Annotated in this window: 9 protein-coding genes and 2 pseudogenes; 1 reads left to right on the top strand and 10 read right to left on the bottom strand. The window is 67.6% G+C overall.

Translation table 11 applies throughout. The features are described 5' to 3' along the window. Positions 1-441 precede the first annotated feature (441 nt). The 7 genes and pseudogenes from K6K41_RS20015 to K6K41_RS19985 all read right to left on the bottom strand — a co-directional run bounded on the left by K6K41_RS20015 (position 442) and on the right by K6K41_RS19985 (position 11,712). On the bottom strand, positions 442-1,872 hold the full coding sequence (locus K6K41_RS20015; RefSeq protein ID WP_261401958.1) for an NAD(P)(+) transhydrogenase (Re/Si-specific) subunit beta: 1,431 nt from the start codon (positions 1,870-1,872) through the stop codon (positions 442-444). Between the two features lie 10 nt (positions 1,873-1,882). Next, a pseudogene (locus tag K6K41_RS20010) lies at positions 1,883-3,452 on the bottom strand (Re/Si-specific NAD(P)(+) transhydrogenase subunit alpha). Between the two features lie 134 nt (positions 3,453-3,586). After that, entirely contained in the window at positions 3,587-5,506 is a 1,920-nt protein-coding gene (gene lpdA, locus K6K41_RS20005) for a dihydrolipoyl dehydrogenase (RefSeq protein WP_261401957.1), read from the bottom strand. Between the two features lie 16 nt (positions 5,507-5,522). Then, the gene (locus K6K41_RS20000; RefSeq protein WP_261401956.1) at positions 5,523-7,130 is read right to left on the bottom strand and encodes a dihydrolipoyllysine-residue acetyltransferase; all 1,608 of its coding nucleotides are present in this window, start codon (positions 7,128-7,130) and stop codon (positions 5,523-5,525) included. A gap of 24 nt (positions 7,131-7,154) precedes the next feature. Next, positions 7,155-9,839 (bottom strand): pyruvate dehydrogenase (acetyl-transferring), homodimeric type, encoded by a 2,685-nt coding sequence (aceE, locus tag K6K41_RS19995; RefSeq protein WP_261401955.1) that lies wholly within the window; start codon positions 9,837-9,839, stop codon positions 7,155-7,157. 111 nt (positions 9,840-9,950) lie between these two features. Further along, positions 9,951-11,513 (bottom strand): D-lactate dehydrogenase, encoded by a 1,563-nt coding sequence (gene dld, locus K6K41_RS19990; RefSeq protein WP_261401954.1) that lies wholly within the window; start codon positions 11,511-11,513, stop codon positions 9,951-9,953. Beyond that, positions 11,425-11,712 (bottom strand): hypothetical protein, encoded by a 288-nt coding sequence (locus K6K41_RS19985; protein ID WP_261401953.1) that lies wholly within the window; start codon positions 11,710-11,712, stop codon positions 11,425-11,427. The genes dld and K6K41_RS19985 overlap by 89 nt, the downstream gene beginning before the upstream one ends. Before the next feature lie 251 nt (positions 11,713-11,963). Between K6K41_RS19985 and K6K41_RS19980 the strand changes: the two genes are divergently transcribed. Continuing rightward, entirely contained in the window at positions 11,964-12,767 is an 804-nt protein-coding gene (locus K6K41_RS19980) for a transporter substrate-binding domain-containing protein (protein ID WP_261401952.1), read from the top strand. Between the two features lie 65 nt (positions 12,768-12,832). Here the strand turns inward: K6K41_RS19980 and K6K41_RS19975 are convergent. From K6K41_RS19975 to K6K41_RS19965, 3 genes and pseudogenes are all read right to left on the bottom strand, one after another. Further along, positions 12,833-13,890: pseudogene (locus K6K41_RS19975) on the bottom strand (hypothetical protein). Between the two features lie 120 nt (positions 13,891-14,010). Continuing rightward, positions 14,011-15,129, bottom strand: a complete 1,119-nt coding sequence (locus tag K6K41_RS19970; protein ID WP_261401951.1) for a hypothetical protein — start codon at positions 15,127-15,129, stop codon at positions 14,011-14,013. Beyond that, complete coding sequence (locus K6K41_RS19965) at positions 15,123-15,470, bottom strand: hypothetical protein (protein ID WP_261401950.1); 348 nt, start codon at positions 15,468-15,470, stop codon at positions 15,123-15,125. The genes K6K41_RS19970 and K6K41_RS19965 overlap by 7 nt, the downstream gene beginning before the upstream one ends. Between the last annotated feature and the right edge of the window lie 48 nt (positions 15,471-15,518).

Below are 15,518 nucleotides of genomic sequence, written 5' to 3'. Positions count from 1 at the left end.
GGGGAGCGAGGGACGATGCGGCCGGCGCCGCCTCACAGGCTTCGCGAGCGAGCCGGCTGAAGCGTGATGCGATCTCGTCCGCTCCCGCCGTGATGCCCGGCGGCCCCGGCATCCACGACGTTCCCCACCGGCGAGCCTTAGGTCGAAGTCGCGGACGCCCGCCAAGACGCGGGCATGACGTGGCGGGTCAGCCTGAAGGCGTCGTGCTCCGGCGCCGCGCTCCGGGCGCCCCGTCTCCGGCGTCCGCGCCTTCCGAATCGGAGATCCACGATCCGGCCGATCGCCGACGCCCGGCTCCGCCGACGCAAGGGCGGCGCGAGCCAACCGACCGCCCGGAGCGTGCGGAGGCGGAGACAAGGCCAGCCCCGGCAGGCCGATGCTCGAAACGAAAAGAGGCGCGGCGATCGCTCGCCGCGCCTCCTTGTTCGGCCGTCCGCAGCCTCAGTTGATCATCGGCAGCAGCTTGTCGACCGAGGCCTTGGCGTCGCCGTAGAACATGCGCGTGTTCTCCTTGAAGAACAGCGGGTTCTCGATGCCCGAATAGCCCGCGCCCTGGCCGCGCTTCGAGACGAACACCTGACGCGCTTTCCAGCATTCGAGCACCGGCATGCCGGCGATCGGAGAGTTCGGGTCGTCCTGGGCCGCCGGGTTCACGATGTCGTTCGAGCCCACCACGATCGCGACGTCGGTCGAGGGGAAGTCCTCGTTGATCTCGTCCATTTCGAGGACGATGTCGTACGGCACCTTGGCCTCGGCGAGCAGCACGTTCATGTGGCCGGGCAGGCGCCCCGCCACCGGGTGGATGGCGAAGCGCACCGTCTTGCCGGACGCGCGCAGCTTGCGGGTCAGCTCCGAGATCGAGCCTTGCGCCTGCGCCACCGCCATGCCGTAGCCCGGAATGATGATGACGCTGTCGGCGTCGTTGAGGGCCGCCGCGACGCCGGCGGCGTCGATCGCCACCTGCTCGCCCTCGATCACCTGCGCGGGGCCGGTGGTCGTGCCGAAGCCGCCCAGGATGACCGAGATGAAGCTCCGGTTCATCGCCTTGCACATGATATAGGACAGGATCGCGCCCGAGGAGCCGACCAGCGCGCCGACCACGATCAGCAGGTCGTTGCCGAGCGTGAAGCCGATCGCGGCCGCGGCCCAGCCGGAATAGGAGTTCAGCATCGAGACGACGACGGGCATGTCGGCGCCGCCGATGCCCATGATCAGGTGCCAGCCGATGAACAGCGCGAGCGCCGTCATCAGGATCAGCGCCCAGATGCCCGCGCCGTTGCAGTAGAGGATCAGCAGCAGCAGCGACCCGGCCGCGGCGCCGGCGTTCAGCGCATGGCCGCCCGGCAGCTTGACGGCCTTGCCGTCGACCTTGCCGGCGAGCTTGCCGAAGGCCACCACGGAGCCGGTGAACGTCACCGCGCCGATGAAGACGCCGAGGAACACCTCGACCTTCAGGATCGCGATCTCGACGCCCGACTTGTGCGCGAGGATCGCGGCGAAGCCGGTGAGCGCCGCGCGCCCCGCCTCGTCGAGCGACTGGACGTGGGAGAGCTCGATGTCGGCGTTGTAGCCGATGAACACCGCGGCGAGGCCGACGAAGCTGTGCAGCGCCGCGACGAGCTGCGGCATCTCGGTCATCTGGACCTTGCCGGCTACGTACCAGCCGGCGGCCGAGCCGATCAGGACCATCAGGATGACGAGCCACAGATGCCCAACGCCCGGGCCGAGGATTGTGGCGAGGACCGCCACGGCCATGCCCACGATGCCGTACCACACGGCGCGCGCGCTTGCGCCTGGCCCGAGGCCGCCGAGCGAGAGGATGAAGAGGACCGCGGCCGCGATATAGGCGGCGGAGACGATTCCGATGCTCATGGGATCGCCCTCACGACTTCTGGAACATGGCGAGCATCCGGCGCGTGACCAGGAAGCCGCCGACGATGTTGATGGTCGCGATCAGCACCGAAATGGCCGCGAGAATCGCCACGATCGTCGAGCTCGAGCCGATCTGCAGCAGCGCGCCGATGATCACGATGCCCGAAATGGCGTTGGTGACGGCCATCAGCGGCGTGTGCAGCGAGTGGCTGACGTTCCAGATCACCTGGAAGCCGACGAAGCAGGCGAGCACGAACACGACGAAATGCGCCATGAAGCTCGCGGGCGCGAAGGCGCCGACGAGCAGCATGACGGCCGCGCCGGCAGCGAGCGTCGTTACCTGGCTTGGTCTGAGCCTTGAAGCCCGCGAGCTCCTTGGCGCGCTTCTCCTCAGGCGTCAGCTCCTTGGCCTTCTCCTTCGGCTTCTGGGCCGCGATTGCCGCGATCTTGGGCGGCGGCGGCGGGAAGGTGACGGCGCCCGCATGGGTCACCGTCGCGCCCCGGATGACGTCGTCCTCCATGTTGTGGACGATGACGCCGTCCTTCTCGGGCGTCAGGTCCGTCATCATGTGGCGGATGTTGGTGGAGAGCGCGCTCGACTGGGTCGCCATGCGGCTCGGGAAGTCGGTGTAGCCGACGATCGTCACGCCGTTGGGGCTCACGACCTTCTGGTCCGGGACCGTGAGGTCGCAGTTGCCGCCGCGCTCGGCCGCGAGGTCGATCACCACCGAGCCCGGCTTCATCATCGCCACCATGTCGGCGAGCCAGAGCTTGGGCGCCGGGCGTCCCGGGATCAGCGCGGTCGAGATGACGATGTCCATCTCGGGCGCGAGCTCGCGGAACTTGGCCAGCTGCTTCTCGCGGAATTCGGGGCTCGAGGGAGCCGCGTAACCGCCGGTCGCTGCGCCGTCGGCTTGGCTCTCCTCGAAGTCGAGGAACACGAAATTCGCGCCCATCGACTCGATCTGCTCGGCGACTTCCGGGCGCACATCGAACGCATAGGTGACGGCGCCGAGCGAGGTCGCGGTGCCGATCGCGGCCAGTCCCGCGACGCCCGCGCCGATCACCAGCACCTTGGCCGGGGGCACCTTGCCCGCGGCGGTCACCTGGCCGGTGAAGAAGCGGCCGAAGTTGGCGCCGGCCTCGATCACCGCGCGATAGCCGGCGATGTTCGCCATCGACGACAGCGCGTCCATCTTCTGCGCGCGGCTGATGCGGGGCACCATGTCCATCGCGACGACGGTCGCGCCGGTGTCGGCGCAACGCTTCAGCAGCTCTTCGCTCTGCGCCGGGTAGAAGAACGAGATCAGGGTCTTGCCCGAAGAGAGCCGCGACGCCTCGGCGTCCTCCGGCGGGCGCACCTTGGCGATGACGTCGGCCTTCGCCCAGAGGTCCTCGGCGGTCGGAACCACCTCGACGCCCGCGGCGCGATAGGCGTCGTCGAGATAGCCCGCGGCGGCGCCGGCGCCGGCCTCGATCAGGCACTCATGGCCAAGTTTTTGAAGCTGCGCCGCGCTGTCGGGCGTCATCGCGACGCGCGACTCCCCTGCGAACGTCTCTTTTGGCGAACCGATTTTCACTAAGGACCCCCTAGAACCCTTGGATCATGCTCCGGCGGAACAGCCGGAAAGGAGAGCGGCCGTCAAACGACGACATTGGGTGGGATTGCGGACCGTGCGGGCGTACGCCCACGGCCGCGCAGCATTTGCTCCCTTTAGAGCAACTCTGGCAATCTTGTCGTTGAACTTTCTTCCAGACAGGCTCGCCGCCGCCGCATGTCTCGAACGGCGGCGGACACGCCCGCATCTTGGCATACCATATACCAGAACGCGTTCAAGCGATCCTGGACGCCGGCGCTACTTCTCTTCTGCGGCGGCAGGTCGGTGCAGACGCCCTCGAACACTTCCGCCGCCATGCCGATGGACTCGCCGAGCGTCGGATGCGGATGGATGGTCTTGCCGATGTCGGCCGGCTCGCAGCCCATCTCGACCGCGAGGCAGATCTCGCTGATCAGGTCGCCGGCGTTCGTGCCGACGATCCCGCCGCCGATCACCCGGTGCGTCGCCTCGTCGAAGATGAGCTTCGTGAAGCCCTCGTCGCGGCCGTTGGCGATGGCGCGGCCCGAGGCCGCCCAGGGGAACACCGACTTGCCGTATTTGATCCCCTCGGCCTTGCATTGCTCCTCGGTCTTGCCCGTCCAGGCGATCTCCGGGTCGGTGTAGGCGACCGAGGGGATCTGGCGCGCGTCGAAATGCGAGGGCTGGCCGTTCGCGGCTTCGGCCGCGACATGGGCCTCGTGCACCGCCTTGTGGGCCAGCATCGGCTGCCCGACGATGTCGCCGATGGCGTAGATGTGAGCCACGTTGGTGGTCATCTGTTTGGTCGTGGAGATGAAGCCGCGGTCGCCGACCGCGACGCCGGCCTTCTCCGCGCCGATTTTCTTGCCGTTCGGCGAACGGCCGACCGCGACCAGCACCAGGTCGTAGAGCTGTGGCCCGGCCGGAGCCTTCTCGCCCTCGAACGTCACCTCGATGCCGGCCTCGGTCGCCTTGGCGCCGACCGTCTTGGTCTTGAGCATGACGTTGTCGAAGCGGGGAGCGTTCTTCTTCTCCCACACCTTCACGAGGTCCCGGTCCGCGCCCGGCATCAGGCCGTCGAGCATCTCGACGACGTCGACGCGCGCGCTCAGCGTGGAATAGACCGTCGCCATCTCGAGCCCGATGATTCCGCCGCCGATGACGAGCATGCGCTTGGGGATCGACTTCAGCAGCAGCGCGCCGGTCGAATCCACGATGCGCGGATCCTCCGGCAGGAACGGCAGTTTCACCGCCTGCGAGCCGGCGGCGATGATCGCCTTGGCGAACTTCACCGTCTTCTTGCCCGACGAGGTCTCGACCTCGAGATGGTGCGGATCGAGGAAGGCGCCGACGCCTGTGACGACCTCGACCTTGCGCATTTTGGCCATGCCCGCGAGACCGCCGGTGAGTTTGGCGATCACCCCGTCCTTGAAGCCGCGCAGCTTGTCGAGATCGACCTGCGGCGCGCCGAACGAGATGCCGTGGCGGCTAAGCGCCGCCACCTCATCCACGATGAAGGCCGAGTGCAGCAGCGCCTTGGACGGGATGCAACCGACATTGAGGCACACGCCGCCGAGCGTCGCGTAGCGCTCGACCAGCACCGTCTTCATGCCGAGATCGGCGGAGCGGAAGGCCGCCGAGTAACCGCCGGGGCCTGCGCCCATCACCACGACCTCGCACTCGATGTCGGCCTTGCCGCCGTAAACCGCGGCGGCCGGCGCCGGGGCGGCGGATGGCGCGGGGGCCGCCGCCGAGGGCGCCGAGGCGGCCGGAGCCGCGGCCGCGTCCTTCGGCGCGGAGGCGGAGGCCGTGTCGGCCGCCGCCTCGACGGTCAGGATCACCGCGCCTTCCGAGACCTTGTCGTCGACCTTGACCCGGATGTCCTTGACCACGCCCGCCGTCGAGGACGGGATCTCCATCGAGGCCTTGTCGGATTCCACCATGATGAGGCTGGTGTCGACCCGGATCGTCTCGCCGGGCGTCACCAGCACCTCGATCACGGCGACGTCCTTGAAGTCGCCGATGTCCGGAACCTTCACTTCGATCTGGTTCGCCATCTCGTCGCCCTCCCTCTCAGAACAGCACGCGCCGCATGTCCGCGAGGACAGCGGCGAAGTGGGTGTTGAAGCGGGCGGCGGCGGCGCCGTCGATCACGCGGTGGTCCCATGAGAGGGACAGAGGAAGCGTCAGCCGCGCCTCCCAGTTCTTGCCGTCGGCGGAGTGCTGCTTCCAGAAGCTCTTGCACACGCCCATGATCGCGACTTCGGGCGCGTTGATGATCGGCGTGAAGTAGGTGCCGCCGAGGCCGCCGAGCGAGGAGATCGAGAACGTCCCGCCCTGCATGTCGGCGGGCTTGATCTTGCCCTCGCGCGCAAGCTTGGCGAGGTCGTTCATCTCCTTGCCGATCTCGGGGATCGACTTCTTGTCCGCGTCCTTGATCACCGGGACCATCAGACCGTTCGGCGTGTCGGCCGCGAAGCCGATGTGCCAGTAGTTCTTGTAGACGAGGCTGTCGCCGTCGAGGCTGGCGTTGAACTCGGGGAACTTCTTCAGCGCCGAGACCGCGGCCTTCACCATGAAGGGCAGCAGCGACAGCTTCACGCCGCTCTTCTCCAGCTCCTTGTTCATGCGGACGCGGAACTGCTCGAGGTCGGTGATGTCGGCCTCCTCGTGGTTGGTGACGTGCGGGATCACCACCCAGTTGCGATGGAGGTTTGCGCCGGAGATCTTCTTGATCCGGCTAAGCTCCTTGCGCTCGACCGGCCCGTATTTGGCGAAGTCGACCTTGGGCCAGGGGAGCAGGTCGACGCCCCCGATCCCGCCGCCGGAGGCCGCAGGACCGGACGCGGCCTTGGCGGGCGCCGCCGCGCCGCCGACTTTCCCGCCTCCCTGGGCGAAGGCCTCGACGTCCTCGCGGGTGATGCGGCCGTGCTTGCCGGATCCGGTCACCTTGCCGAGGTCGACGCCCTTCTCACGGGCGAGGCCTCGCACCGCGGGGCTGGCGTAGGCGAGCGTGAAGGCCTTTTCGTCGATCGCCCCGCCCGGCGCTGACGCGGGAGCCGCCGGCGCCGCAGCCGCGGCGGCGCTCACCGCGGGCGCCGGCGTCGCGGCCGTCACGCCCGCCCCGTCGCCGGAGGCGAGCGTCAGAATGACCGCGCCCTCGCTCACCTTGTCGCCGACCTTGATGCGGATGTCCTGCACCTTGCCCGACAGCGGCGAGGGCACGTCCATCGTGGCCTTTTCGCTTTCGAGCGCGAGCAGCGGATCCTCGGCCTTCACCTCGTCGCCCGGCTTCACGAAGATCTCGATGACCGGCACGTCCTTGAAGTCGCCGATGTCGGGCACCCGCACCTCGGCGACGCCGGTCGGCGCGCTGACGGACGGCGGCGGCGCGGTGAGGTTCGTGCGCGCAGGCGCCTCGGCGGCGGCGGCCGGAGCCCCCTCGCCTTCCATCTGCATGATCACGACGCCGGCGCTGACCTTGTCGCCGACCTTGATCGAGACCGATTTGACGACGCCCGTCCGAGGAGACGGCACGTCCATCGTGGCCTTTTCGGATTCGAGCGAGATCAGCGGGTCTTCCGCCTTCACGGAGTCGCCGGGCTTCACGAAGATTTCGATGACGGGAACGTCGGTGAAGTCGCCGATGTCCGGGACTTCGATGTCGATCGCATTGCTCATCGTCTTGTCCTCCGAATGTCGCCGTCAGACCGTCCAGGGCGCGGCGCGCCCCTGGTCGAGCCCGTACTTCGCGATCGCTTCGGCGGCGACGGAGGAGGGCAGCATGTTCTCGTCCGCCAACGCCTTCAGCGCGGCCACCGCCACATAGTGGCGGTCCACCTCGAAGAAGCGTCTGAGGTTCACCCGGTAGTCGCTGCGCCCGAACCCGTCGGTGCCGAGCACGACGTAGCGCTTTCCGGCCGCGGTCACGTATTCGCGGATCTGGTCGGCGTAGTTGCGGACGTAGTCGGTCGAGGCGATCACCGGCCCGTCATGCGCGCCGAGCTTGGCCTCGACCCAGCTCTTCCGCCGATCCTCGGTCGGATGCAGCATGTTCCAGCGCTCCGCCGCCATGCCGTCGCGGCGCAGCTCGTTGAAGCTCGTGGCGGACCAGATGTTGGCCGCGACCCCGAAGTCCTTCTCGAGGAGTTCGGCGGCGGCGATGACCTCGCGCAGGATCGTGCCCGATCCGACGAGCTGGACGGTCTTGCCCGACGCCTGGCGCTCGCCCTTGCGCAGCAGATAGAGCCCGCGAAGGATGCCCTCCTCGGTCTCGTCTCCCGCCGCGGCCTCGGCCATGCCGGGGTGGGCGTAGTTCTCGTTCATCAGGGTGACGTAGTAGTAGACGTCCTCCTGCTCCTGATACATCCGCCGCATGCCGTCGCGGATAATCGTGACGACCTCATACGCGAAGGTCGGGTCGTAGGAGATGCAGTTCGGGATCGCGGCCGCGAAGACGTGGCTGTGCCCGTCCTCGTGCTGCAGGCCCTCGCCATTCAGCGTGGTGCGGCCGGCGGTGCCGCCGAGCAGGAAGCCGCGGGCGCGCATGTCGCCGGCGAGCCAGGCGAGGTCGCCGACGCGCTGGAGTCCGAACATCGAGTAGAAAATGTAGAACGGGATCATGGGCACGTTGTTCGTGCTGTAGGACGTCGCCGCCACGATCCAGCTCGACATCGCGCCGCCTTCGTTGATGCCCTCCTGCAGCACCTGCCCCTGCTTGTCCTCGCGGTAGTACATCAGCTGGTCGGCGTCTTCCGGCCGGTAGAGCTGGCCGACCGACGAGTAGATGCCGAGTTGGCGGAACATGCCCTCCATGCCGAAGGTGCGGCTCTCGTCCGGCACGATCGGCACGATGCGCTTGCCGATCTGCTTGTCGCGCACGAGGCTTCCGAGCATCTGCACGAAGGCCATGGTGGTCGAGATCTCGCGCTCGCCGGAGTTGTCGAGCAGGCGCTGGAAGCTCGACAGCGCCGGGATCTCGAGCGCTTCGGACTTCTGCCGCCGCTGCGGCAGCGAGCCGCCGAGCGCCGCGCGCTGGGCCCGCAGATACTGCATCTCGGGCGCGTCTTCGGGCAGCTTGATGAAGGGGACCTTGTCGAGGTCCTCGTCCGACACCGGGATCTGGAAACGGTCGCGGAAGCCCTTCAACGCCCCGGCCGTCATCTTCTTGGCCTGGTGGGCGATCATCTGGCCTTCGCCGCTTTCGCCCATGCCGTAGCCCTTGACGGTCTTCGGCAGAATGAGCGTCGGCTGGCCCGTGTGCTTCACCGCCGCCGCATAGGCCGCGAACACCTTCGCGGAGTCATGGCCGCCGCGGGTCAGCTTCCAGATGTCGTCGTCGCTCATGTCGGCGACGAGGGCCCTGGTCTCCTCGTATTTCCCGAAGAAGTGCTCGCGCACATAGGCGCCGCTCTTCGACTTGAAGGTCTGGTACTCGCCGTCGACGCACTCCTCCATGCGCTTCAGCAGCATGCCGGACTTGTCTTTCTCGATCAGCGCGTCCCAGCCGGTGCCCCAGAGCACCTTGATGACGTTCCACCCGGCGCCGCGGAAGTTGCTCTCGAGCTCCTGGACGATCTTGCCGTTGCCGCGCACGGGTCCGTCGAGGCGCTGCAGGTTGCAGTTGATGACGAAGATCAGGTTGTCGAGCTTTTCGCGGCCCGCGAGCGAGATCGCGCCCATCGACTCCGGCTCGTCCATCTCGCCGTCGCCCATGAAGGCCCAGACCTTGCGATTTGCTGTTTCAGCAAATCCACGGCTTTCGAGATATTTCAGAAACCGCGCCTGATAGATCGCCATCAGCGGCCCAAGGCCCATCGAGACGGTCGGGAACTGCCAGAAGTCCGGCATCAGCCAGGGATGGGGGTAGCTCGAGATGCCCTTGCCTTCGGTCTCCTGCCGGTAGTTGAGCAGCTGCTCTTCCGTCAGGCGTCCTTCGAGGAAGGCGCGGGCGTAGATGCCGGGCGAGGAATGGCCCTGCACGAAGATCAGGTCGCCGCCATGCCCCTCCGTCGGCGCGTGCCAGAAATGGCCGAAGCCGATGTCGTAGAGGGTCGCGGCCGACTGGAAGCTGGCGATGTGGCCGCCGAGTTCCGAGCTCTCCTTGTTGGCGCGCAGAATGATGGCGAGCGCGTTCCAGCGGATGATGGAGCGCAGCTTGCGCTCGAGCGCGCGGTCGCCGGGAAGCTGCGGCTGCTCGGCGACGGGGATCGTGTTGCGGTAGGGCGTCGTCAGGGATTGGGGAACGTAGAGCCACTCGCGCCGCGCCGCCTCGAGCACGGCGTCGACGATGTGGCTCGCACGGCCCTCGCCGCGCCGCTCCTTCAGCGCTTCGAGCGACTCCAGCCAGTCCTGGACTTCGAGGGCGTCTCCGTCGTCGTGGTCCATCATCGGGCTCTCCCTGCCTGTTCTTGTCTCTTTGGGGGCGACCGCCTCGATGCCCGGCGCCCGTGGAATTCGGCGTCCTGCCTGAACGCTAGCCTAAGCATCGCTGAACATCCGTCAGACTTCCGCAGCAGCGGGCACGCATCTAGGGCCGTGGCCGCCGACGTCCGCATCCGCGCAGCCCCAATGCCGACATTTGGACGTCTGGCCGATCCCCGGATTGAGGCTGTTGGTCGGATCGAGCTTTTTGTAGAAATCGGCGAGCGCGGGCTTGGCGTGATAAAGATGGCCGACATTGTGCTCGGCCGGATATTCCGCGCCGCGCTGGTCGAGAAGCTTCCACATCTCGTGCTCGACCGCGATGCAGTCATGGCCCTTCTTGACCACGTAATCCTGATGGAAGACGGCAGAAGAAGTGGCCGTAATAGAGCTTCTTCTCGATCTTGGCCTCGATCTCGGCCGGAAGGCGCTCGACCCAGTCGCGGTCGTTGCGACGCAGCGCGATGTCGAGCGCGACGATGTCCTCGACCTCGCGCGCATGGATCGCGCGGTAGCGGTTGGCGGCGCCCGCCACCGCGAAACGGTGGAGGAACGCGGCCTTGCCCTCCTCCGGCGTGCAACGGAACATCGCCCGGTCTTCGAGGGGAAGATCACGGACAAATACGCCTGCGCCTCCGCCACGCCGGCGCCGCCCATCTTCAGCATGAGGTGATGCTCGTAGGCGTCGCGGAACCCGTTCATGCGCGCCGGAAGATGCTGCGGCGTCAGCCCGCGGCGGCCTGCGCCAGCCTGTCCGACACCGTGGCGCCGAGCTTCAGGCGCTCGGTCAGCGCGTCGACGCGCTTTCGCGCTGAAGAAGGCCGGCATCCGGTCCGTGCCGGCCTTCTGGATGAACAGGAAGGTGTCCTTGCCGTATTTCGCCGCGACGTCGTAGGCCTCGCGATGAAGGTACTCGGCGGCGATCGGCAGGGTCTCGAAGCTCGCCAGGACATGGCGCCGGATCTCGGTCAGTTCGGCGGGATCGTTGGTTCCGACATAAAACACCGCGGTCTCGGTCTCGGCCGCGAAGGTGTCGAGCCGCACCGCGAACACCGCGAGCTTTCCGGCGCAGCCCGAGGCCTCGCGCAGGCGACGCGGATGGGCGTTGAAGCGCGCGGGCGTGTCGGCGTCGACGTCGCGGACATGGCTCGCGTATTCGCGGTCCGACGCCCAGGCGTTGCTGGGCTGCGGGGCCGGCAGATCGCCCCGCTCGACGCGAGAAAGAAGCTCCTCCGGATCCTCGCCGAGATCGAAGCCGAGATGGTTCACGAGCGCCACCGAACCGTCCTCGCGGACTTCGGCGAACAGCGTCATCTCGGTGTAGGCGGGCCCGCGCTGGATCAGCGAGCCGCCGGAATTGTTGCAGACGCCGCCGAGCACCGAGGCGCCGATGCAGGACGACCCGATCACCGAATGCGGCTCGCGCCCGAGCGGCCGCAGCAGCTTTTCGAGCGAGTCGAGCGTCGCGCCGGGCAGGCAGCAGACCTGGCGGCCCTCCTCGATCAGGTGGACGCCCTTGAGCCGCATGACGCTGACCAGCACGATCTCGCGGTCATAGTCGTCGCCCCAGGGCGTCGAGCCGCCCGTGAGCCCGGTGTTGGCCGCCTGGAAAATCGCCGCGCGCCCGGCCTCGACGATCACGTTGAGAGCCCGCCCACATCTCGACGAGCGAGCCCGGCCGCACCACCGCGGCCACCGGGCCGCCGCCATAGCGGAAGCCTTTGACGTAGCGGCGGGTCTCGGCGTCCGAGGTCAGGACGTCGGCGCTTCCGACGACGCCTGTCAGGCGGTTCAGCAGCTCGGCGCGCGACGGCGCATCCGGCGCGTGATGGCCAGACATGACGCTTCCTCCTCCGTGCGGCGTCTTGGCGCGCCGCTGCGCGATAAAACCACGATTGACGCGGAATGCGACCCGCATGTCCGCAGACGGGGCCCCTCAGGAACGCGTAGCTCCCTCAAAATGGACCAGCTGAGGGATCGACGCAGGCCGCCCTGGGCTGGATCAAACGTGAAGCAGGATACGACCAAAGTGGCATATCGCTTGCGTGCCAGGGCCGCGGCGCCCTTCGCCGGACACAACAGGACCTCGACATGCTCAAAATCGCAGCCCTTTCCGCCCTCCTGCTCGCCGGAGCGGCGCTCCCGGCTTCCGCCGACGTGATGGAGACGATCAAGGCGCGCGGGACGCTGATCGTGGGCATCAAGGCCGACTACAAGCCGTTCGGCTTCCGCGACACGTCCGGCGCGGTGGTGGGCATCGAGCCAGATCTGGCGGCCGACATCGCCCAGCGGCTGGGCGTGAAGCTCGAGATCGTGCCGGTGGTCTCGTCGAACCGCATCGAGTTCGTGAACCAGGGCAAGATCGACCTCGTGGTCGCGACCATGTCGGACAAGCCCGAGCGCCGTCAGTCGGTGCTCGCGATCGACCCGCAATACTATTCGGACTCGGTCAACGTGCTCATGAACAAGAAGGCCAGCTTCAAGAACTGGGAGGAGCTGAAGGGCAAGACGCTCTGCGGCACCTCGGGCGCCTTCTACAACAAGGAGGTCGAGGCGAAGTACGGCGCGACCGTGAAGGCCTTCGACGGCTCCGAGAAGCCGCTCTTCGCGCTGAAGCAGGGCGAGTGCGTCGGCTATCTCTACGACCAGACCTTCGTGCAGGGGAAGCTGCTCGACGCCGAGTGGAGCGAGGGCTACGGCATGCCGCTGCCCGGCATTCTCGAGACGCCCTGGATCATGGGCGTGAAGCACGGCGAGACCGCCTTCGCGAAGTTCCTGACCGACACGACCAACGACTGGTTCAAGACCGGCAAGATCGTCGAGCTCGAGAAGAAGTGGGGCATCGCCCCGACCGACTACGCCAAGCGCATGGCCGAGAAGGCCAAGGGCTCCTGACCCTCGCCCGGGCCGGGCGCCGTCGCGGCGTCCGGCCCGGGACCCGTGTCATTTTGAATTCATATTCAAGCCGCGGCGCGGCGGTTTTGTTCGAGCCGCGCGTCGATCAGCGCGACGGTTTCGTCGAGCGTCTCGTTCCGCATCCCCCTCTGCGCCGCAAGCGTCTGCACGAGCTTGTCGACCCGCTCGATGTTCTGCGCGCCGGCGAACAGCGCCCGCGCGGCCGAGGACGGGCTCGACAGCCCCTTCGCCGCGTTTGCGTATTTCTCGAAGGGCACCAGATCGCTTTCCTGCGCGCCAAGCGCGACGCAGACGTCTCGGACCCAGGCGTAGACGGCGCGCGAGGCCTCGATGTCCGAATGGACCGCGTCGCGGATCGCGCGCGGACCCTGCGGCGTCACGCAGCGATAGTTGCCGGTGAGCAGCATCGCCCATTTGGCGAGCGGCACGAACACGCTCTCATGCACCCTGAGCTTCACCGGCAGCTCGACGTCCGAGCCCGCCGGCCAGCGCACCGCGTCGACGCCCGCCTCGAGGTCGCGCAGGATCTTGGTGTGGGCGTCCTGCTCGAAGCGCGTCGCCTTGAAGTTCGTGGGCAGCGAGACCTGCAGCACGTTTGAGGGCTGCCCTTGCGGCCGGAACGCCTGCGGGTCCGGGCTGCACAGGGTGAGAAGCTCGGGGCTGACCGGCGCCCAGACGGACGGATCGGCAGAAGCGGCGCCGATCGAGCGGACGTCGACGCCCGGCAGCCGCGCGAGATAGGGCAGCGGCATGTTCATGATCGACATCGCCGGAACCTTGGCGCGGCCGATGCGCGCGAGCAGCTCGCGGACGCCGGGCGAGCGATATTGCGGCTCTTGCATCGCAAGGCACACGAGATCGAACTTCGCCGGATCGACCGCGTCGGGACCCGCGGCGGAGAGCTTTCCGGGCGCCTTGCGCGTGTCGACCTCGACCCGTTCGCGCTTCAGCGGCATGCGGATGCGTACGCCCTCGGCGTTGATGAGCTCGGCCTCGGCGGGCAGGCACACGAGCGTGACGTCGTTTCCGGCGAGGAGCAGTTTTGTCCGAGCAGCGATCCGTAGGACGCCCCGAGGATCAGGATCTTGTATCGGCCGCTCATGGTCCGTCTCCCAAATGCTTGTGGAGCGCCGGTCATGCGGTCGCCGGCGCATCGGGATCGACGATCGAATTCCTCGATCCGCCGATCACTATGCACGCGCCAAGCAGTGATTTGTGATAATTATGAATGCAAAATTGGAGGGTCTAGGGCCCCGGCCCCGCACGCAGCGGCCATCAAAGCTTCGCGACGAGGCGATGAGGCAGGCGACGCGCGGCCCCTGGGCCGCGCGTCGGATTCGCCGTTCGGTCTCGTCAATCGCCCCGGAAGGCGCCGATCATGTAGCTCTCGTTGCCGATCTGCGTGACCCGGCCGCGGACCTTGTAGGTCTCGAGGTCGATGATCCAGACGACGCTGGAGTTCGACGCTCCGCGCGGCACGCCGGTGATCGCCGCATAGCGTCCGTCGGCCGTGATCGCGATCCCGCGCGGGTTCGACGGTCCGCCGTCCGGCGTCTTGAGCGTGATCCGCTTCAGCGTGGCGTTCTTGCCCTTCAGCGCCTTCTTCACGTCGACGATGTCGACGTTGTCGGTGCGGAACTGCGTGGTGACGAGCCGCTGTCCGTCCGGCGTGAAGGCCGCGACGAACGGCCGGGGTGCCGACCTTCTTGTCGTCGGTCCCGACGCGGATGCGCGCCACTTCCGCCTTGGCGGGGTTCTTCAGCGCCTTCTTCACGTCGATCAGCGAGACGGTGTTGCCCTCCTTGCCTGTCTGGGCGTTCTCGCGCGAGGCGTGGGCGACGAGCGTCCCGTCAGGGCTCGTCGAGATTCCGAAGCCGCCGGCCTGCATCGGGATGCGGGCGACCTCCGGCTTGGCCAGCCCCTTGAGCGCCTTCTCGACGCTGATGACCGAGACGTCGTCTGTCCCGCCGTTCGCCGTGAAGATCGTTCCGCCGCCGAGCGGGCTGACGGTGACGCCGTTCGAATCCGGGAAGCAGCCGAAGTTCGGATCGGGCGCGCGCTTCGGGATCACGGGCGGCGGGCACTCGAAGCCCGGCTCGCCGAAGCGCTGCTTGATCCGCGACGTCACCTCCATGCGCTTCAGGTCCACGACGTTGATGTGGCGGCCGCCGTCCTCGTGGTGCTTCATCTCGGCATGGGCGAGCGCGCCATGCTTGCCGTCCGGCAGCAGCGCGAATCCGGTCGCCCCGAAGCCTTTCGAGTCGATGAAGCCCTCCACGGCCCCGAGCGTGCCGTTGACCGAAGGGTCGAGCGCCTTCTTGAGATTGACCACCGTCACCATGCCGGGCCAGCCGTGCTGGAAGGCCTCGGCCTTTTCAGGCGTCGTGGCGCCGGAGTGGAGCGAGACGTAGGCGCGCTTCTCGTCGGGCGCGATGGTGACGATGATCGGCTGGCCGCTCGCCGGAATGGTCTTGCCTCGACCTCGATGTCGGGCGTCACGCGCAGCCGGTTGATCACGGCGTTGGGGGTGGCGTCGTTCTTGGGGTCGATCGCTTTCTCGAGGTCGATGACCAGGACCACGTTGTCCCACCGCCCGGAGGCGAGGAAGTAGTCTTTCGCGAGCGCGGGTCCGCCCGCGACGGTCGCCGCCGCGAGCGCGGCGACCGAGAACGCAAGCGTCATCGTCCGTTTCTTGGTTGCATGCCAGTCCTCCCATGTCGCGCCCGGTTG

The organism is Chenggangzhangella methanolivorans (assembly GCF_019797865.1).
Taxonomy (GTDB): Bacteria; Pseudomonadota; Alphaproteobacteria; order Rhizobiales; family Methylopilaceae; genus Methylopila; species Methylopila methanolivorans.
The sequence above is the reverse complement of the archived record's forward strand: the minus strand, read 5'-3'. Positions and strand labels throughout refer to the sequence as shown.